18 protein-coding genes are annotated in these 17,854 nt (G+C 51.5%); 11 read left to right on the forward strand and 7 right to left on the reverse strand.

What is annotated here, in order from left to right; genetic code table 11:
* Positions 1-83: 83 nt before the first annotated feature.
* From rsgA to mscM, 3 genes are all read left to right on the forward strand, one after another.
* Positions 84-1,136, forward strand: coding sequence for a small ribosomal subunit biogenesis GTPase RsgA (gene rsgA / locus C4F37_RS19015; RefSeq protein ID WP_000041976.1), 1,053 nt, complete (start codon positions 84-86; stop codon positions 1,134-1,136).
* Between the two features lie 96 nt (positions 1,137-1,232).
* Positions 1,233-2,201, forward strand: coding sequence for an archaetidylserine decarboxylase (gene asd, locus C4F37_RS19020; RefSeq protein ID WP_000934920.1), 969 nt, complete (start codon positions 1,233-1,235; stop codon positions 2,199-2,201).
* Positions 2,202-2,222: 21 nt separating this feature from the next.
* Positions 2,223-5,546 (forward strand): miniconductance mechanosensitive channel MscM, encoded by a 3,324-nt coding sequence (gene mscM, locus C4F37_RS19025; RefSeq protein ID WP_001523757.1) that lies wholly within the window; start codon positions 2,223-2,225, stop codon positions 5,544-5,546.
* A 30-nt stretch (positions 5,547-5,576) separates the two neighbouring features.
* Here mscM and C4F37_RS19030 read toward each other — a convergent pair whose 3' ends face one another.
* The 3 genes from C4F37_RS19030 to epmA all read right to left on the reverse strand — a co-directional run bounded on the left by C4F37_RS19030 (position 5,577) and on the right by epmA (position 8,687).
* Positions 5,577-5,891, reverse strand: coding sequence for a YjeO family protein (locus C4F37_RS19030; RefSeq protein WP_001276183.1), 315 nt, complete (start codon positions 5,889-5,891; stop codon positions 5,577-5,579).
* Between the two features lie 97 nt (positions 5,892-5,988).
* Entirely contained in the window at positions 5,989-7,491 is a 1,503-nt protein-coding gene (gene yjeM / locus C4F37_RS19035; RefSeq protein WP_024186870.1) for a glutamate/gamma-aminobutyrate family transporter YjeM, read from the reverse strand.
* Positions 7,492-7,709: 218 nt separating this feature from the next.
* Positions 7,710-8,687: an elongation factor P--(R)-beta-lysine ligase gene (gene epmA / locus C4F37_RS19040; RefSeq protein WP_001540513.1), complete on the reverse strand. Its 978-nt coding sequence runs from the start codon at positions 8,685-8,687 to the stop codon at positions 7,710-7,712.
* 324 nt (positions 8,688-9,011) lie between these two features.
* On the opposite strand from epmA, the gene frdA reads away from it, so the two are divergent.
* From frdA to blc, 6 genes are all read left to right on the forward strand, one after another.
* On the forward strand, positions 9,012-10,820 hold the full coding sequence (gene frdA, locus C4F37_RS19045) for a fumarate reductase (quinol) flavoprotein subunit (protein ID WP_001192980.1): 1,809 nt from the start codon (positions 9,012-9,014) through the stop codon (positions 10,818-10,820).
* Entirely contained in the window at positions 10,813-11,547 is a 735-nt protein-coding gene (gene frdB / locus C4F37_RS19050) for a fumarate reductase iron-sulfur protein (RefSeq protein ID WP_001774128.1), read from the forward strand. Before frdA ends, frdB begins: the two co-directional genes overlap by 8 nt.
* A gap of 10 nt (positions 11,548-11,557) precedes the next feature.
* Positions 11,558-11,953, forward strand: coding sequence for a fumarate reductase subunit FrdC (frdC, locus tag C4F37_RS19055; protein WP_000208757.1), 396 nt, complete (start codon positions 11,558-11,560; stop codon positions 11,951-11,953).
* A gap of 10 nt (positions 11,954-11,963) precedes the next feature.
* Positions 11,964-12,323, forward strand: a complete 360-nt coding sequence (gene frdD / locus C4F37_RS19060; protein ID WP_000609663.1) for a fumarate reductase subunit FrdD — start codon at positions 11,964-11,966, stop codon at positions 12,321-12,323.
* Between the two features lie 62 nt (positions 12,324-12,385).
* On the forward strand, positions 12,386-13,519 hold the full coding sequence (locus C4F37_RS19065) for a cephalosporin-hydrolyzing class C beta-lactamase EC-5 (protein ID WP_001443153.1): 1,134 nt from the start codon (positions 12,386-12,388) through the stop codon (positions 13,517-13,519).
* Positions 13,520-13,607: 88 nt separating this feature from the next.
* Complete coding sequence (blc, locus tag C4F37_RS19070) at positions 13,608-14,141, forward strand: lipocalin Blc (protein WP_001238369.1); 534 nt, start codon at positions 13,608-13,610, stop codon at positions 14,139-14,141.
* Here the strand turns inward: blc and sugE are convergent.
* The 4 genes from sugE to efp all read right to left on the reverse strand — a co-directional run bounded on the left by sugE (position 14,138) and on the right by efp (position 15,631).
* Positions 14,138-14,455, reverse strand: a complete 318-nt coding sequence (sugE, locus tag C4F37_RS19075; protein ID WP_000118477.1) for a quaternary ammonium compound efflux SMR transporter SugE — start codon at positions 14,453-14,455, stop codon at positions 14,138-14,140. The two genes, blc and sugE, sit on opposite strands and share 4 nt — an antisense overlap.
* 175 nt (positions 14,456-14,630) lie before the next feature.
* Entirely contained in the window at positions 14,631-14,777 is a 147-nt protein-coding gene (gene ecnB / locus C4F37_RS19080) for a lipoprotein toxin entericidin B (RefSeq protein WP_001540511.1), read from the reverse strand.
* Between the two features lie 110 nt (positions 14,778-14,887).
* The gene (ecnA, locus tag C4F37_RS19085; protein WP_000977754.1) at positions 14,888-15,013 is read right to left on the reverse strand and encodes a lipoprotein antitoxin entericidin A; all 126 of its coding nucleotides are present in this window, start codon (positions 15,011-15,013) and stop codon (positions 14,888-14,890) included.
* Positions 15,014-15,064: 51 nt separating this feature from the next.
* On the reverse strand, positions 15,065-15,631 hold the full coding sequence (efp, locus tag C4F37_RS19090) for an elongation factor P (protein ID WP_000257278.1): 567 nt from the start codon (positions 15,629-15,631) through the stop codon (positions 15,065-15,067).
* A gap of 41 nt (positions 15,632-15,672) precedes the next feature.
* Between efp and epmB the strand changes: the two genes are divergently transcribed.
* Positions 15,673-16,701 (forward strand): EF-P beta-lysylation protein EpmB, encoded by a 1,029-nt coding sequence (gene epmB, locus C4F37_RS19095; protein WP_000940516.1) that lies wholly within the window; start codon positions 15,673-15,675, stop codon positions 16,699-16,701.
* 234 nt (positions 16,702-16,935) lie between these two features.
* Positions 16,936-17,805, forward strand: a complete 870-nt coding sequence (locus C4F37_RS19100) for a YjeJ family protein (protein WP_001008035.1) — start codon at positions 16,936-16,938, stop codon at positions 17,803-17,805.
* The last annotated feature ends 49 nt before the right edge of the window (positions 17,806-17,854 follow it).

A 17,854-nucleotide genomic window follows, 5' to 3' on the forward strand; every position in this document is an offset into this window, starting at 1 on the left:
CCCATTCACAGTGACTATATTGATCCACAATTGCGTGTATCATAGATGTTTTGCCCATCAGGGGCGACCAGGAGTCTGTACGATTGAGTAAAAATAAACTCTCCAAAGGCCAGCAGCGCCGCGTGAACGCCAATCACCAGCGTCGTCTTAAAACGTCTAAGGAGAAGCCCGACTACGACGACAATCTGTTTGGCGAGCCTGATGAAGGTATCGTCATCAGCCGCTTTGGTATGCACGCTGATGTGGAATCCGCCGATGGCGACGTTCACCGCTGCAATATTCGCCGTACCATCCGTTCGTTGGTGACCGGCGACCGCGTAGTCTGGCGTCCGGGTAAACCAGCGGCGGAAGGCGTAAATGTCAAAGGGATCGTCGAAGCGGTGCATGAGCGCACCTCAGTGTTGACGCGCCCGGATTTTTACGACGGTGTGAAACCTATTGCTGCCAACATCGACCAGATTGTCATTGTCTCCGCCATTTTGCCGGAGCTGTCGCTCAATATTATCGACCGTTACCTGGTGGCCTGCGAAACCTTGCAGATTGAGCCGATTATTGTGCTCAACAAGATAGACCTGCTGGACGACGAAGGCATGGAGTTCGTCAACGAGCAGATGGATATCTACCGCAATATCGGTTATCGCGTATTGATGGTTTCCAGTCATACTCAGGATGGGCTGAAACCGCTGGAAGAGGCGTTGACCGGGCGCATCAGCATTTTTGCCGGGCAGTCTGGCGTTGGCAAATCCAGCCTGCTGAACGCGTTGCTGGGGCTGCAAAAAGAGATCCTGACCAACGATGTCTCTGACAACTCGGGGCTTGGTCAGCACACCACGACCGCCGCACGACTGTATCACTTCCCGCACGGCGGTGATGTGATTGATTCCCCAGGTGTGCGTGAGTTTGGTCTCTGGCACCTGGAGCCGGAACAAATCACTCAGGGCTTTGTCGAATTCCATGACTATTTAGGTCTGTGTAAATATCGCGATTGCAAACACGATACCGATCCGGGCTGCGCTATCCGGGAAGCGGTTGAGGAAGGGAAAATCGCGGAAACCCGTTTCGAAAACTATCACCGTATTCTGGAAAGCATGGCGCAGGTAAAAACGCGTAAAAACTTTTCTGATACGGATGACTGACAATTAAGCTAACCGTCGTTAGAATCGTCCCCTTTTTTTCAGGATCCGGCATGTAGGCCGGATCAGGAACGACAAAACAATGGCCTGGAGGCTACCTTGTTAAATTCATTTAAACTTTCGCTACAGTACATTCTGCCGAAACTATGGCTTACTCGCCTGGCGGGTTGGGGCGCAAGCAAGCGGGCAGGATGGCTGACAAAACTGGTTATCGATCTGTTCGTTAAATACTACAAGGTCGACATGAAAGAGGCGCAAAAGCCGGACACCGCCAGCTACCGCACCTTTAACGAATTCTTTGTCCGTCCGCTGCGTGACGAAGTACGCCCAATCGATACCGATCCGAATGTACTGGTTATGCCTGCCGATGGCGTTATCAGCCAGTTGGGTAAAATCGAAGAAGATAAAATCCTGCAAGCCAAAGGCCACAACTACAGCCTCGAAGCCCTGCTGGCAGGCAACTATCTGATGGCGGATCTCTTCCGTAACGGTACGTTTGTGACCACTTACCTCTCCCCACGTGACTACCACCGCGTACACATGCCGTGCAACGGTATTCTGCGTGAAATGATCTACGTGCCGGGCGATCTCTTCTCCGTTAACCATCTCACGGCTCAGAACGTGCCGAATCTGTTTGCCCGTAACGAACGCGTGATCTGCCTGTTCGATACCGAATTTGGCCCGATGGCGCAGATTCTGGTCGGTGCGACGATTGTAGGCAGCATTGAGACGGTCTGGGCGGGCACCATTACGCCGCCGCGCGAAGGCATCATCAAGCGCTGGACCTGGCCTGCCGGGGAAAACGACGGTTCTGTGGCATTGCTGAAAGGCCAGGAAATGGGTCGCTTTAAACTTGGCTCTACCGTTATCAACCTGTTTGCACCAGGTAAAGTGAACCTGGTTGAGCAACTGGAAAGCCTGTCTGTCACGAAAATTGGCCAGCCGCTGGCAGTATCTACCGAAACCTTTGTTACGCCAGACGCTGAACCAGCCCCGCTTCCTGCTGAAGAAATCGAGGCAGAACACGACGCCAGCCCATTGGTTGACGACAAAAAAGACCAGGTCTAATCCATCAAAGGAAACGCTGACGTGCGCCTGATTATCACTTTTCTGATGGCCTGGTGCCTCAGTTGGGGGGCGTACGCCGCGACGGCCCCCGATAGCAAACAAATCACCCAGGAACTGGAGCAGGCAAAAGCGGCGAAACCTGCGCAGCCGGAAGTCGTAGAGGCGCTCCAGTCTGCCTTAAATGCGCTTGAGGAACGAAAAGGTTCCCTTGAGCGCATCAAGCAATATCAAGAAGTCATTGATAATTATCCGAAACTTTCCGCCACTCTGCGCGCGCAGTTAAACAACATGCGTGACGAGCCACGCAGCGTGTCGCCGGGAATGTCTAACGATGCGCTGAATCAGGAAATTCTCCAGATCAGCAGTCAGTTGCTGGATAAAAGCCGTCAGGCCCAACAAGAGCAGGAGCGCGCCCGCGAGATTGCCGATTCGCTGAATCAACTGCCGCAACAGCAAACCGATGCCCGCCGTCAGTTGAATGAAATCGAGCGCCGCCTGGGGACACTTACCGGCAATACCCCGCTCAATCAGGCACAAAATTTCGCGTTGCAGTCTGACTCCGCACGTCTGAAAGCGCTCGTTGATGAACTGGAGCTGGCGCAGCTATCTGCCAATAACCGCCAGGAATTAGCGCGCTTGCGCTCTGAGCTGGCGGAAAAAGAGAGCCAGCAGCTGGATGCATATTTGCAAGCACTACGCAACCAGTTGAATAGTCAACGCCAACTGGAAGCGGAACGGGCGCTGGAAAGTACCGAGCAACTGGCGGAAAGTAGCGCCGATTTGCCAAAAGATATCGTCGCCCAGTTTAAAATTAACCGCGAACTATCGGCGGCGCTGAATCAACAGGCGCAGCGGATGGATCTCGTTGCCTCGCAACAGCGTCAGGCTGCCAGCCAGACGTTACAGGTCCGGCAGGCGTTGAATACGCTGCGTGAACAGTCGCAATGGCTGGGATCATCTAACCTGCTCGGCGAAGCGTTGCGGGCGCAGGTGGCACGGCTACCGGAAATGCCAAAACCACAACAGCTTGATACCGAAATGGCGCAGTTACGTGTGCAACGGTTACGTTATGAGGATCTGCTTAATAAACAGCCGCTGCTACGGCAAATCCATCAGGCCGACGGTCAGCCACTGACCGCTGAGCAAAACCGTATTCTGGAAGCACAGCTACGCACTCAGCGTGAGTTGCTGAACTCATTGTTGCAGGGTGGCGACACGCTACTGCTGGAGCTGACCAAGCTGAAAGTCTCCAACGGGCAACTGGAGGATGCGCTGAAAGAGGTGAACGAAGCGACGCACCGCTATCTGTTCTGGACCTCTGACGTGCGCCCGATGACCATCGCCTGGCCGCTGGAAATCGCCCAGGATCTGCGTCGTCTCATTTCGCTGGACACCTTCAGTCAGTTGGGCAAAGCCAGTGTGATGATGCTGACCAGTAAAGAGACGATTTTGCCGCTGTTTGGCGCGTTGATTCTGGTCGGTTGCAGTATTTACTCGCGCCGCTATTTCACCCGTTTTCTTGAACGTTCGGCGGCGAAAGTCGGCAAAGTGACTCAGGATCACTTCTGGCTGACGTTACGCACTCTTTTCTGGTCGATTCTCGTCGCGTCACCGCTGCCTGTGCTGTGGATGACACTGGGTTACGGCTTGCGCGAGGCGTGGCCTTATCCGCTGGCGGTCGCGATTGGTGATGGCGTAACAGCCACCGTGCCGCTGCTGTGGGTAGTGATGATTTGCGCCACCTTTGCTCGCCCGAACGGCTTGTTTATCGCTCATTTTGGCTGGCCGCGCGAACGAGTTTCCCGTGGGATGCGTTACTACCTGATGAGCATCGGGCTTATTGTGCCGCTGATTATGGCGCTGATGATGTTCGATAACCTCGACGACCGTGAATTCTCCGGTTCGCTGGGACGGCTTTGCTTTATCCTCATTTGCGGTGCGCTGGCGGTGGTCACCCTCAGCCTGAAAAAGGCCGGGATCCCGCTGTATCTCAACAAAGAGGGCAGCGGCGACAACATTACCAACCATATGCTGTGGAACATGATGATTGGCGCACCGCTGGTTGCCATTCTGGCGTCGGCGGTGGGTTATCTGGCAACGGCGCAGGCGCTGTTAGCGAGGCTTGAAACCTCGGTTGCCATCTGGTTTTTGCTACTGGTGGTTTATCACGTTATCCGCCGCTGGATGCTGATCCAGCGCCGCAGGCTGGCGTTTGACCGGGCGAAGCATCGCCGGGCAGAGATGTTAGCGCAGCGCGCGCGTGGCGAAGAGGAAGCGCATCATCACAGTAGCCCGGAAGGAGCAATTGAAGTCGATGAAAGCGAAGTCGATCTCGATGCCATCAGTGCGCAATCCTTGCGGCTGGTGCGCTCAATTTTGATGTTGATCGCCCTGCTTTCGGTCATTGTGCTGTGGTCAGAAATCCATTCTGCTTTCGGCTTCCTCGAAAATATTTCGCTGTGGGATGTCACTTCCACGGTACAGGGCGTAGAAAGCCTGGAGCCGATTACCCTCGGTGCGGTACTGATTGCCATTCTGGTGTTTATCATCACCACGCAGCTGGTGCGCAACCTGCCCGCGCTGCTGGAACTGGCGATTCTGCAGCACCTGGATTTAACGCCGGGTACGGGCTACGCCATCACCACCATCACCAAATATCTGCTGATGCTGATTGGCGGGCTGGTCGGCTTCTCGATGATTGGTATTGAGTGGTCGAAATTGCAGTGGCTGGTCGCCGCGCTCGGTGTTGGTCTGGGCTTTGGTTTACAGGAGATTTTCGCCAACTTTATCTCTGGCCTGATTATCCTGTTCGAAAAACCGATTCGTATTGGCGATACGGTAACGATCCGCGATCTCACCGGTAGCGTGACAAAAATTAACACCCGCGCCACCACCATCAGCGACTGGGACCGTAAAGAGATAATTGTGCCGAACAAGGCGTTTATTACCGAGCAGTTTATCAACTGGTCGCTCTCTGACTCGGTCACGCGCGTGGTATTGACGATTCCGGCCCCTGCCGATGCCAACAGTGAAGAAGTGACGGAAATCCTGCTCACCGCAGCGCGTCGCTGCTCGCTGGTGATCGACAACCCGGCGCCGGAAGTCTTCCTGGTGGATCTGCAACAGGGGATTCAAATTTTCGAGCTGCGTATTTACGCCGCTGAGATGGGTCACCGTATGCCACTACGCCATGAGATTCACCAGCTAATTCTGGCAGGATTCCATGCCCACGGTATTGATATGCCATTCCCGCCCTTCCAGATGCGTTTGGAAAGCCTGAATGGTAAGCAAACGGGGAGAACATTAACTTCTGCGGGCAAAGGTCGTCAGGCGGGAAGTTTGTAAGGTCTTTGTGGCCGGATGAACCCATCCGGCTTATAAGCAAAACTGATAGCGCAGAAAAAACTGCCACAGCCAATAGCCGAAAATAGCCAGCGCGGTGGCGTACATAAACCAGCCGCGTTTTTTTCGCCACAAAGCGAACCAGAGAAAAGGGAAAAAGAGCGGTAACGTCATTATCACACCGACATCGCGAGTATCGTCATCTTCGAGATACATCAAAACATCACAGACGTTGTTAATCCCGCGTCCATCAATCATCCACTCTTTGTCCAGCGCGGAGGTAATGGTTATCCAGAGGAACGCCACAATGAACCAGATGCAGCACAAGACAGACATGCGCGCACTCATGAGGTAACCCATAGTTTAATTTCGCTATAGCGCATACGAAATCTCACTAATTCCCTGTCATTACGCCCTATCGTCAGGCCGACGATAGGGCATTTGATTACTCAGCCACCCACTGCGGATTTTTTACCACTCTGCTGCAATAGTTCTGGTAAATCGCCATCGCTAACAGCGAGAAGAAGACAGGGCCGCCAATCATCCACAATGTGCTGTCCCAGTCTCCAGCTTCAACCACAGGTTGAATGATGGTGAAGACGTTCGCAAATGTCACCACCAGTACGACAACCACTGTTGCAATCATTGCCGACATATGCGTTTTGAAAATCACAAACGGTCTGTCGAGATCCTGACGTGCTTTAAAAAATGGGAAAGCCAGCGCGAGGAACAGGTAAGGAAGCGTCATAGACACGTTCGCCATCAGCGTCAGCTTGTTAAAGAACGCCGATGCGGTACCGCCACCAAACGAAACCAGCAGGATGAAGACAGTAACCAACCCACACTGCATCCACATGGCGATAGACGGCATCCCCATCGCATTCAGGCGCGTCATCGGTTCCGGCCACAATGCTTTCGGCGTCCCCTGGATGATGGCTTTCAGCGGTGAATAGCAAAGTGTAAAGAACGCACCGGTATAAGCGAGGAACATCGACAGTCCGGTAATACGCGCAAACCATACGCCCAGCGACAATGACGCTTCAGGTGACAAATGCAGTGCGTTACCCAGCGTCACCCCGAGGCTCTTCATCAGCACATAGGTAATATTGCCGAGGTTAACGGAACCATTACTTAATACCTGCTGCCAGTTTGTGCTGACGCCCCATAAAAATATTGCCAGCGAATAACCGATTGAAATAACAATAGCGGCAAAAACAATACCTTTGGCAAAGTTCTTTTCTGGATTTTCCGTTTTATCAACCAGACCACCAACCGCTTCAATTCCGCCATAGGCAAAAATGGCAAATACCACAAACGATAGCATTGCCAGACCGGACTGATAACCTGGGTTCGGTGATGCAAGGAAATTAATATCCTGCGCGAAATGCCCACCATTTAATAACAAAATAGTAATGCTTACTAACAGCAATACTAAATTCAGACACATTACTGCAATACCGCCCACCGCAGTAATGCGGGCAATTTTATTAATCCCTTTTGAAGCAACGACGGTGACCAGAATCATCCATGCCACTGCCAGCAGACCAACCACCTGCGTAGGCTCCAGTCCGGCAATATGCCAGTGCTGGGTCATGTCGCTACCGTAGAGGAATGTTGAGAACGGTACCCAAACTTTCGCGGAGGTACTCACCATCCAGATGATATAAGAGGAAAACCACATAAACGTACCAATGAAGGCAAAACGTGGTCCGACACTATTATTCATCCAGGAATAGATACCGCCTTCTTCTTTGCGATAAGCAGCTCCCATTTCAGCCATCATTAAGGCGAATGGAATAAAGAATAACAATGCAGAAAATATATAAAAGGGAATCGCACTATAACCCATTAAGTAATAAGCCGATGGGCTATTGGCAAATCCAAATACAGAAGTAAAGATCATCAATATGAGTCCTATCAGACTCATCTTTTTTATCGAGTGAGGCATGAAACCATCCTTCATTTCAGCGCGTGTATAAAACGCGCCCACTGAACTGCACTGCCCAACATTGAGCGGGCAGCGTAAAAACCAATACAGAATTGATACCTGGATGATATCAAATATCCAGTCTTAAATTGTGGCCTTTAGCGGAAAAATGAAAACATATGCTACAGAATGGCGCTTATCACGCCATTCTTCGCTGTTAATTCAGTAATTTTTCAGAATTATGCCCGGTCAACGCTAAAGGCGATGACTTCAGCCAGTGTCTCCGCGCCCAGCGCCAACATCACCAGACGATCAACACCTAATGCCACGCCGGAACAGTCAGGCATACCGACTTTCAAGGCTTCAATCAGATTCTGGTCAATGGGGTGCTGCGGCAAACCGCGCGCCGCGCGCTTACGGTTATCTTGTTCAAAGCGTTGTTGCTGCTCACGGGCATCCGTCAATTCATGGAAACCATTCGCCAGCTCAATACCTTTATAATAAACCTCAAAGCGTTCAGCGACCCGATGATCTTCGGTACTGATTTGCGCCAGTGATGCCTGGCTGGCTGGAAAGTGGTACACAAAGGTCGGTTTTTCTTTGCCAATATTTGGCTCTACGCCAAAGGTAAACAGCAATTGTAGAAGCGTGTCGCGGTCTTCTTCAGTATCGGCAACGTTGCTCAAATCCAGTTTCGCTGCCACTTCCAGCAGTTGCGTTTTGTCGGCAGATAGTGGGTCAATTTCCAGATAACGCAAGAAAGCTTGTTGATAAGAAAGGCTTTCTGCTGCCGGACAGTCCAGCACCTGTTGCAAGAGATCGTCCACCTCGTTCATCAACCGGTACATATCATAGTGCGGTCGATACCACTCAAGCATAGTGAACTCAGGGTTGTGATAACGCCCCATCTCTTCATTACGGAAGCTGCGGCACAGCTGGAATACCGGCCCACAACCGGCAACCAGCAGGCGCTTCATATGGTATTCCGGGCTGGTCATTAACCAGAGATTCATCCCCTGCGAATGCCCGGGGCCAACGAAACGTGTCTCAAACGGGACCAAATGAATATCGGTTACCGTCGCCTGGCTCATACAAGGCGTCTCCACCTCCAGCACTCCACGATCGGCAAAGAAACGACGGATCTCCGCCATAATCGCCGCGCGTTTTAATAAGTTAGGAATGGATGCGCTCGGCTGCCAGGATGCCGTTTCGCTCATAGTTAAATCTCCAGTTTTTGACAAGGGCACGAAGTCTACTCGCAACGCGACGGCGAGACAAATTTTACGCAGGAATAAAACAACGGTGGGCAGTGACTAAAAAAAGCACGATCTGATGGTTTAGTAATTAAATTAATCATCTTCAGTGATAATTTAGCCCTCTTGCGCACTAAAAAAATCGATCTCGTCAAATTTCAGACCTATCCATCAGACTATACTGTTGTACCTATAAAGGAGCAGTGGAATAGCGTTCGCAGACCGTAACTTTCAGGCACTTACCCTGAAGTACGGGGCTGTGGGATAAAAACAATCTGGAGGAATGTCGTGCAAACCTTTCAAGCCGATCTTGCCATTGTAGGCGCCGGTGGCGCGGGATTACGTGCTGCAATTGCTGCCGCGCAGGCAAATCCAAATGCAAAAATCGCACTAATCTCAAAAGTATACCCGATGCGTAGCCATACCGTTGCTGCAGAAGGGGGCTCCGCCGCTGTCGCGCAGGATCATGACAGCTTCGAATATCACTTTCACGATACAGTAGCGGGTGGCGACTGGTTGTGTGAGCAGGATGTCGTGGATTATTTCGTCCACCACTGCCCAACCGAAATGACCCAACTGGAACTGTGGGGGTGCCCATGGAGCCGTCGTCCGGATGGTAGCGTCAACGTACGTCGCTTCGGCGGCATGAAAATCGAGCGTACCTGGTTCGCCGCCGATAAGACCGGCTTCCATATGCTGCACACGCTGTTCCAGACCTCTCTGCAATTCCCGCAGATCCAGCGTTTTGACGAACATTTCGTGCTGGATATTCTGGTTGATGATGGTCATGTTCGCGGCCTGGTAGCAATGAACATGATGGAAGGCACGCTGGTGCAGATCCGTGCTAACGCGGTCGTTATGGCTACCGGCGGTGCGGGTCGCGTTTATCGTTACAACACCAACGGCGGCATCGTTACCGGTGACGGTATGGGTATGGCGCTAAGCCACGGCGTTCCGCTGCGTGACATGGAATTCGTTCAGTATCACCCAACCGGTCTACCAGGTTCCGGTATCCTGATGACCGAAGGCTGCCGCGGTGAAGGTGGTATTCTGGTCAACAAAAATGGCTACCGTTATCTGCAAGATTACGGCATGGGCCCGGAAACTCCGCTGGGCGAGCCGAAAAACAAATATATGGAACTGGGTCCACGCGACAAAGTTTCTCAGGCCTTCTGGCACGAATGGCGTAAAGGCAACACCATCTCCACGCCACGTGGCGATGTGGTTTACCTCGACCTGCGTCACCTCGGCGAGAAAAAACTGCATGAACGTCTGCCGTTCATCTGCGAACTGGCGAAAGCGTACGTTGGCGTCGATCCGGTTAAAGAACCGATTCCGGTACGTCCGACCGCACACTACACCATGGGCGGTATCGAAACCGATCAGAACTGTGAAACCCGCATTAAAGGTCTGTTCGCCGTGGGTGAATGTTCCTCTGTTGGTCTGCACGGTGCGAACCGTCTGGGCTCCAACTCGCTGGCGGAACTGGTGGTCTTCGGTCGTCTGGCCGGTGAACAAGCGACAGAGCGTGCAGCAACTGCCGGTAATGGCAACGAAGCGGCAATTGAAGCGCAGGCAGCTGGCGTTGAACAACGTCTGAAAGATCTGGTTAACCAGGATGGCGGCGAAAACTGGGCTAAGATCCGCGACGAAATGGGCATGGCCATGGAAGAAGGCTGCGGTATCTACCGTACGCCGGAACTGATGCAGAAAACCATCGACAAGCTGGCAGAGCTGCAGGAACGCTTCAAGCGCGTGCGCATCACCGACACTTCCAGCGTGTTCAACACCGACCTGCTCTACACCATTGAGCTGGGCCACGGTCTGAACGTTGCTGAATGTATGGCGCACTCCGCAATGGCACGTAAAGAGTCCCGCGGCGCGCACCAGCGTCTGGACGAAGGTTGCACCGAGCGTGACGACGTCAACTTCCTCAAACACACCCTCGCCTTCCGCGATGCTGATGGCACGACTCGCCTGGAGTACAGCGACGTGAAGATTACTACGCTGCCGCCAGCTAAACGTGTTTACGGTGGCGAAGCGGATGCAGCCGATAAGGCGGAAGCAGCCAATAAGAAGGAGAAGGCGAATGGCTGAGATGAAAAACCTGAAAATTGAGGTGGTGCGCTATAACCCGGAAGTCGATACCGCACCGCATAGCGCATTCTATGAAGTGCCTTATGACGCAACTACCTCATTACTGGATGCGCTGGGCTACATCAAAGACAACCTGGCACCGGACCTGAGCTACCGCTGGTCCTGCCGTATGGCGATTTGTGGCTCCTGCGGCATGATGGTTAACAACGTGCCAAAACTGGCATGTAAAACCTTCCTGCGTGATTACACCGACGGTATGAAGGTTGAAGCGTTAGCTAACTTCCCGATTGAACGCGATCTGGTGGTCGATATGACCCACTTCATCGAAAGTCTGGAAGCGATCAAACCGTACATCATCGGCAACGCCCGCACCGCGGATCAGGGTACTAACATCCAGACCCCGGCGCAGATGGCGAAGTATCACCAGTTCTCCGGTTGCATCAACTGTGGTCTGTGCTACGCCGCGTGCCCGCAGTTTGGCCTGAACCCAGAGTTCATCGGTCCGGCTGCCATTACGCTGGCGTATCGTTATAACGAAGATAGCCGCGACCACGGTAAGAAGGAGCGTATGGCGCAGTTGAACAGCCAGAACGGCGTATGGAGCTGTACTTTCGTGGGCTACTGCTCCGAAGTCTGCCCGAAACACGTCGATCCGGCTGCGGCCATTCAGCAGGGCAAAGTAGAAAGTTCGAAAGACTTTCTTATCGCGACTCTGAAACCACGCTAAGGAGTGCAACATGACGACTAAACGTAAACCGTATGTACGGCCAATGACGTCCACCTGGTGGAAAAAATTGCCGTTTTATCGCTTTTACATGCTGCGCGAAGGCACGGCGGTTCCGGCTGTGTGGTTCAGCATTGAACTGATTTTCGGCCTGTTTGCCCTGAAAAATGGCCCGGAAGCCTGGGCGGGATTCGTCGACTTTTTACAAAACCCGGTTATCGTGATCATTAACCTGATCACTCTGGCGGCAGCCCTGCTGCACACCAAAACCTGGTTTGAGCTGGCACCAAAAGCAGCCAATATCATTGTAAAAGACGAAAAAATGGGACCAGAGCCAATTATCAAAAGTCTCTGGGCGGTAACTGTGGTTGCCACCATCGTAATCCTGTTTGTTGCCCTGTACTGGTAAGGAGCCTGAGATGATTAATCCAAATCCAAAGCGTTCTGACGAACCGGTATTCTGGGGCCTCTTCGGGGCCGGTGGTATGTGGAGCGCCATCATTGCGCCGGTGATGATCCTGCTGGTTGGTATTCTGCTGCCGCTAGGGCTGTTTCCGGGTGATGCGCTGAGCTACGAGCGCGTTCTGGCGTTCGCGCAGAGCTTCATTGGTCGCGTATTCCTGTTCCTGATGATCGTTCTGCCGCTGTGGTGTGGTTTACACCGTATGCACCACGCGATGCACGATCTGAAAATCCACGTACCTGCGGGTAAATGGGTTTTCTACGGTCTGGCTGCTATCCTGACAGTTGTCACACTGATTGGTGTCGTTACAATCTAACGCATCGCCAATGTAAATCTGGCCCGCCTATGGCGGGCCGTTTTGTATGGAAACCAGACCCTATGTTCAAAACGACGCTCTGCACCTTATTAATTACCGCCTCTTGCTCCACATTTGCCGCACCTCAACAAATCAACGATATTGTGCATCGCACAATTACCCCGCTTATAGAGCAACAAAAGATCCCCGGTATGGCGGTAGCGGTAATTTATCAGGGTAAACCTTATTACTTTACCTGGGGCTATGCGGACATCGCCAAAAAGCAGCCCGTCACACAGCAAACGTTGTTTGAGTTAGGTTCGGTCAGCAAAACATTTACGGGCGTGCTTGGTGGCGACGCTATTGCTCGAGGGGAAATCAAGTTAAGCGATCCCACAACAAAATACTGGCCTGAACTTACCGCTAAACAGTGGAATGGGATCACACTATTACATCTCGCAACCTACACCGCTGGCGGCCTGCCATTGCAGGTGCCGGATGAGGTGAAATCCTCAAGCGACTTGCTGCGCTTCTATCAAAACTGGCAGCCTGCATGGGCTCCTGGAACACAACGTCTGTATGCCAACTCCAGTATCGGTTTGTTCGGCGCACTGGCTGTGAAGCCGTCTGGTTTGAGTTTTGAGCAGGCGATGAAAACTCGTGTCTTCCAGCCACTCAAACTCAATCATACGTGGATTAATGTACCGTCCGCAGAAGAAAAGAACTACGCCTGGGGATATCGCGAAGGTAAGGCAGTACATGTTTCGCCAGGGGCGTTAGATGCTGAAGCTTATGGTGTGAAGTCGACCATTGAAGATATGGCCCGCTGGGTGCAAAGCAATTTAAAACCCCTTGATATCAATGAGAAAACACTTCAACAAGGGATACAACTGGCACAATCTCGCTACTGGCAAACCGGCGATATGTATCAGGGTCTGGGCTGGGAAATGCTGGACTGGCCGGTAAATCCTGACATCATCATTAACGGCAGTGACAATAAAATTGCACTGGCAGCACGCCCCGTAAAACCGATTACGCCCCCAACTCCTGCAGTACGCGCATCATGGGTACATAAAACGGGGGCGACCGGCGGATTTGGTAGCTATGTCGCGTTTATTCCAGAAAAAGAGCTGGGTATCGTGATGCTGGCTAACAAAAACTACCCCAATCCAGCGAGAGTCGCCGCCGCCTGGCAGATTCTCAACGCTCTACAGTAAAATTTCATCGGGTCCGAATTTTCGGACCTTTTCTCCGCTTTTCCTTGCTGTCATCTACACTTAGAAAAAAACCAGTAAGGAAACATTTATGCGCCTGCTCCCTCTCGTTGCCGCAGCGACAGCTGCATTTCTGGTCGTTGCCTGCAGTTCCCCTACGCCGCCGCGTGGCGTGACCGTAGTGAATAATTTCGACGCTAAACGTTATCTCGGTACCTGGTATGAGATTGCCCGTTTTGATCACCGCTTTGAACGTGGACTGGAAAAAGTCACCGCAACATACAGCCTGCGTGATGACGGCGGCCTGAATGTCATTAATAAAGGCTATAACCCTGACAGAGAAATGTGGCAGCAGAGTGAAGGGAAAGCGTACTTTACCGGCGCACCAACTCGCGCTGCGCTGAAAGTGTCATTCTTTGGTCCTTTCTATGGCGGTTATAACGTTATTGCACTCGATCGGGAATACCGCCATGCGCTGGTTTGCGGCCCGGACCGCGACTACCTGTGGATACTCTCCCGCACGCCAACCATTTCTGACGAAGTGAAACAGGAGATGCTGGCAGTCGCGACCCGGGAAGGGTTTGATGTCAGTAAGTTTATTTGGGTACAGCAGCCCGGTAGTTAATGAGTGCTGAGTTTCAGACCAATAATCCCCAATACGATTAACGCCAGACTCGCCAGGCGCATCGGGTTAGCGGACTCACCGAGCAGCACAATGCCGGTGATGGCCGCGCCGACTGCGCCAATACCCGTCCACACGGCATAAGCCGTCCCTACTGGTAACGATTTCATCGCCCAGGCAAGTAGCGCCAGACTGACAATCATCGCCGTCACGGTAATAACACTTGGCGTCAAACGACTAAAGCCGTGAGTATATTTCAGGCCAACGGCCCATACCACTTCCAGCAGACCAGCAATAACTAAGATAATCCAGGACATATCAGGCTCCGGAAAATTGGGGCCGTCCCCGGTGAAAAGACGCGTTTGCAGGTCGTCCTGCAAAGCTGATGGTTGAACGGATATTTTGCCAGGTGGCAGGGGAATTTCAACTATTACCTATGTAACTATCGCAGAAAAAACAAACGGCACGACACAGCTGTCGTACCGTTATTGCTTATTGCTGCGCTTTCGTTGCTGCGCCAGAAATCGCGTTACCGCCATCAGAAATGTCTTCACCAATGCCACGCGTGGTGTTGCAGGCAGTTAATACTGTTGAAAGCACCAGAACAGAAAAGATCGCTGCAATTGTCTTCTTCACCATAACGTCTTCCTTTTAGGTAATGTTATTTATGTTTGCCTATAGCAAATTAATAATAGACAACATCGCCAAAAATGATGGAAATCTGATGATTTTTCGGAGGAGAAGAAAAATTAGCTGGCAGCGCGGGAGATGGAGTTGCCGAGATGTTTGATATCTTCGCCGAAACCGCGAGCGGTGTTACAGCCCGTGAGCAGCGCGCTGGCAAGCAAAACAAGAACGATAAGGCGTTTCATCATCTCTGACCTGAAAAAGTGATGGTGCAGCCTGCAGGCCGCACCACAACCGCATTACTTCACGCGAGAGACGTATTCACCAGAGCGGGTATCCACTTTGATGACTTCGCCGATCTGTACGAACAGCGGAACTTTAACCACAGCGCCAGTAGACAGGGTAGCCGGTTTGCCGCCAGTACCTGCGGTATCACCTTTCAGGCCCGGATCGGTATCAACGATTTCCAGTTCAACGAAGTTCGGCGGAGTAACGGAGATCGGCTGACCATTCCACAGAGTTACGATACACTCTGCCTGATCCAGCAACCATTTAGCGTTGTCACCAATTGCTTTTGCATCAGCAGACAGCTGCTCGAAAGTTTCGTTGTTCATGAAGTGCCAGAACTCACCGTCGTTGTACAGGTAAGTCAGGTTCATATCGACAACATCAGCGCCTTCAGCGGAATCAGTAGATTTGAAGGTTTTTTCTACGCGAGTACCGGTCAGCAGACGACGCAGTTTAACGCGAGCAAATGCCTGGCCTTTACCCGGTTTTACGAATTCACTCGCTTCAACTGCGTAAGGTTCGCCGTCTAACATGATTTTAAGACCAGCACGAAAATCGTTGCTATAGTACGTTGCCATAAGGCCCTCTGAAATTTGTTAATTGGTAGCTAAGCCACAAAATGGCGCATATTGTAACCCTAAATACCCCATCCAGAGAAGATTGGTTAACGCAACTTGCCGATGTTGTGACCGATCCTGATGAACTTCTGCGTCTTTTGAATATAGACGCGGACGAAAAACTGTTGGCCGGACGCAGCGCCAAAAAGCTGTTTGCCCTGCGTGTGCCCCGCTCATTTATCGATCGCATGGAGAAAGGCAATCCGGACGATCCTCTTTTGCGTCAGGTACTTACCTCGCAAGATGAGTTTGTCGTCGCGCCCGGATTCTCCACCGACCCGCTGGAAGAACAGCATAGCGTAGTGCCTGGTTTGTTGCATAAATACCACAACCGGGCGCTTTTGCTGGTCAAAGGCGGCTGCGCGGTAAATTGCCGCTATTGCTTCCGTCGCCACTTCCCCTATGCCGAAAATCAGGGCAACAAGCGTAACTGGCAGACTGCACTTGAGTATGTTGCTGCGCATCCGGAACTGGACGAGATGATTTTCTCCGGCGGCGATCCGCTGATGGCGAAAGATCACGAGCTGGACTGGTTGCTCACACAACTGGAAGCCATCCCGCATATCAAACGTCTGCGGATTCACAGCCGTCTGCCGATTGTGATCCCGGCACGCATCACAGATGCGCTGGTTGAACGCTTTTCACATTCTACGCTGCAAATCTTGCTGGTGAATCACATCAACCATGCCAATGAGGTAGATGAAACATTCCGTCAGGCGATGGCTAAGTTGCGCCGGGTGGGCGTTACTTTGCTGAACCAGAGCGTTCTGTTACGTGGTGTGAACGATAACGCGCAAACGCTGGCAAACCTGAGTAATGCGTTGTTCGATGCGGGCGTGATGCCGTATTACCTGCATGTGCTCGATAAAGTACAGGGCGCGGCGCATTTTATGGTGAGTGATGACGAAGCACGGCAGATTATGCGTGAGTTGCTGACATTGGTGTCGGGATATCTGGTGCCTAAACTGGCGCGAGAAATTGGCGGCGAACCCAGCAAAACGCCGCTGGATCTCCAGCTACGCCAGCAGTAACTGATTAAACAGGGAAGTTTAATCTTTGCCCGTTGCATAACCTTTAATTATTCATATACATTGCTGTTGTTACTCTTTATATAACCAACACCAATAATTAACCTTTCTTTTCTGTTTATATAGAGTGAGCACGGCTATTTATGTTATTTTAACAACTATTACTACCAAGCCCATTTATCTGGCTTATAAACTAAAATTAATTATTTAATTGAGAAATGGTTAGGGAGAACCTACATGGCCATAAGCATCAAGGGTGTTAATACCGGTGTTATTCGCAAGAGTAATAATTTCATTGCACTGGCGCTGAAAATTAAAGAACCTCGCAATAAAGAATCGTTGTTCTTTATGTCTGCCATGGAATTGCGCGACCTTCTGATTGCGCTGGAAAGTCGTCTGCATCAAAAGCATAAACTGGATGCTGCTGCACGCCTTCAGTATGAACAAGCTCGCGATAAAGTCATTAAGAAAATGGCAGAAAATATCCCAGAAATTCTGGTTGATGAGCTTAAAAATGCCGATATTAATCGTCGGGTTAACACGCTGGAACTTACCGATGATCAGGGCGAAAATCTTACCTTCGTATTAACGCTACATGACGGTAGCAAATGTGAGTTAGTCGTCAATGAGTTGCAGATTGAAATGCTGGCGCGAGCAATCATTCATGCAATTAATAATGCGGAAATGCGTGAACTGGCATTACGTATTACCTCACTGTTAGATTTCCTGCCGTTATACGACGTTGACTGCCAGGAAAATGGCAATCTGGAATATGACACCTATTCCCAACCGGAATGGAAACATAACTTGTTCAACCATTATCTGGCGGTGCTTTACCGCTTTAAAGATGAAAGTGGCAATGAACAATTTAGCGGCGCAGTGGTGAAAACGCGTGAAGCAACGCCGGGTAAAGAAGTGGAGGCGATCACTCGCCGAATGCTTGATTTCAGCCCCCGACTGAAAAAACTCGCGGGTGTGCCATGTCAGGTCTATGTTCGCACCGTAGCGGCAAATAACGCCCAACCGCTAACCCAGGATCAATGCTTACGCGCGCTGCATCACTTACGTGTTCAATCCACCAGCAAAACTGCACCACAGGCGAAATAATCTCATCTGTTTTACTACGAGGCTGGAAGTATCCAGCCTCTGGATCACA

This window comes from Escherichia sp. R1, assembly GCF_003000935.1.
In the GTDB taxonomy this organism is placed as follows: domain Bacteria; phylum Pseudomonadota; class Gammaproteobacteria; order Enterobacterales; family Enterobacteriaceae; genus Escherichia; species Escherichia coli.

Bases quoted from the DNA above. Each gene is read 5' to 3' on its own strand.
- C4F37_RS19030 (WP_001276183.1), bottom strand. From the start codon at position 5,891: ATGAGTGCGCGCATGTCTGTCTTGTGCTGCATCTGGTTCATTGTGGCG.
- yjeM (WP_024186870.1), bottom strand. From the start codon at position 7,491: ATGCCTCACTCGATAAAAAAGATGAGTCTGATAGGACTCATATTGATG.
- epmA (WP_001540513.1), bottom strand. From the start codon at position 8,687: ATGAGCGAAACGGCATCCTGGCAGCCGAGCGCATCCATTCCTAACTTA.
- frdB (WP_001774128.1), top strand. From the start codon at position 10,813: ATGGCTGAGATGAAAAACCTGAAAATTGAGGTGGTGCGCTATAACCCG.
- frdC (WP_000208757.1), top strand. From the start codon at position 11,558: ATGACGACTAAACGTAAACCGTATGTACGGCCAATGACGTCCACCTGG.
- frdD (WP_000609663.1), top strand. From the start codon at position 11,964: ATGATTAATCCAAATCCAAAGCGTTCTGACGAACCGGTATTCTGGGGC.
- C4F37_RS19065 (WP_001443153.1), top strand. From the start codon at position 12,386: ATGTTCAAAACGACGCTCTGCACCTTATTAATTACCGCCTCTTGCTCC.
- blc (WP_001238369.1), top strand. From the start codon at position 13,608: ATGCGCCTGCTCCCTCTCGTTGCCGCAGCGACAGCTGCATTTCTGGTC.
- sugE (WP_000118477.1), bottom strand. From the start codon at position 14,455: ATGTCCTGGATTATCTTAGTTATTGCTGGTCTGCTGGAAGTGGTATGG.
- ecnB (WP_001540511.1), bottom strand. From the start codon at position 14,777: ATGGTGAAGAAGACAATTGCAGCGATCTTTTCTGTTCTGGTGCTTTCA.
- ecnA (WP_000977754.1), bottom strand. From the start codon at position 15,013: ATGATGAAACGCCTTATCGTTCTTGTTTTGCTTGCCAGCGCGCTGCTC.
- efp (WP_000257278.1), bottom strand. From the start codon at position 15,631: ATGGCAACGTACTATAGCAACGATTTTCGTGCTGGTCTTAAAATCATG.
- epmB (WP_000940516.1), top strand. From the start codon at position 15,673: ATGGCGCATATTGTAACCCTAAATACCCCATCCAGAGAAGATTGGTTA.
- C4F37_RS19100 (WP_001008035.1), top strand. From the start codon at position 16,936: ATGGCCATAAGCATCAAGGGTGTTAATACCGGTGTTATTCGCAAGAGT.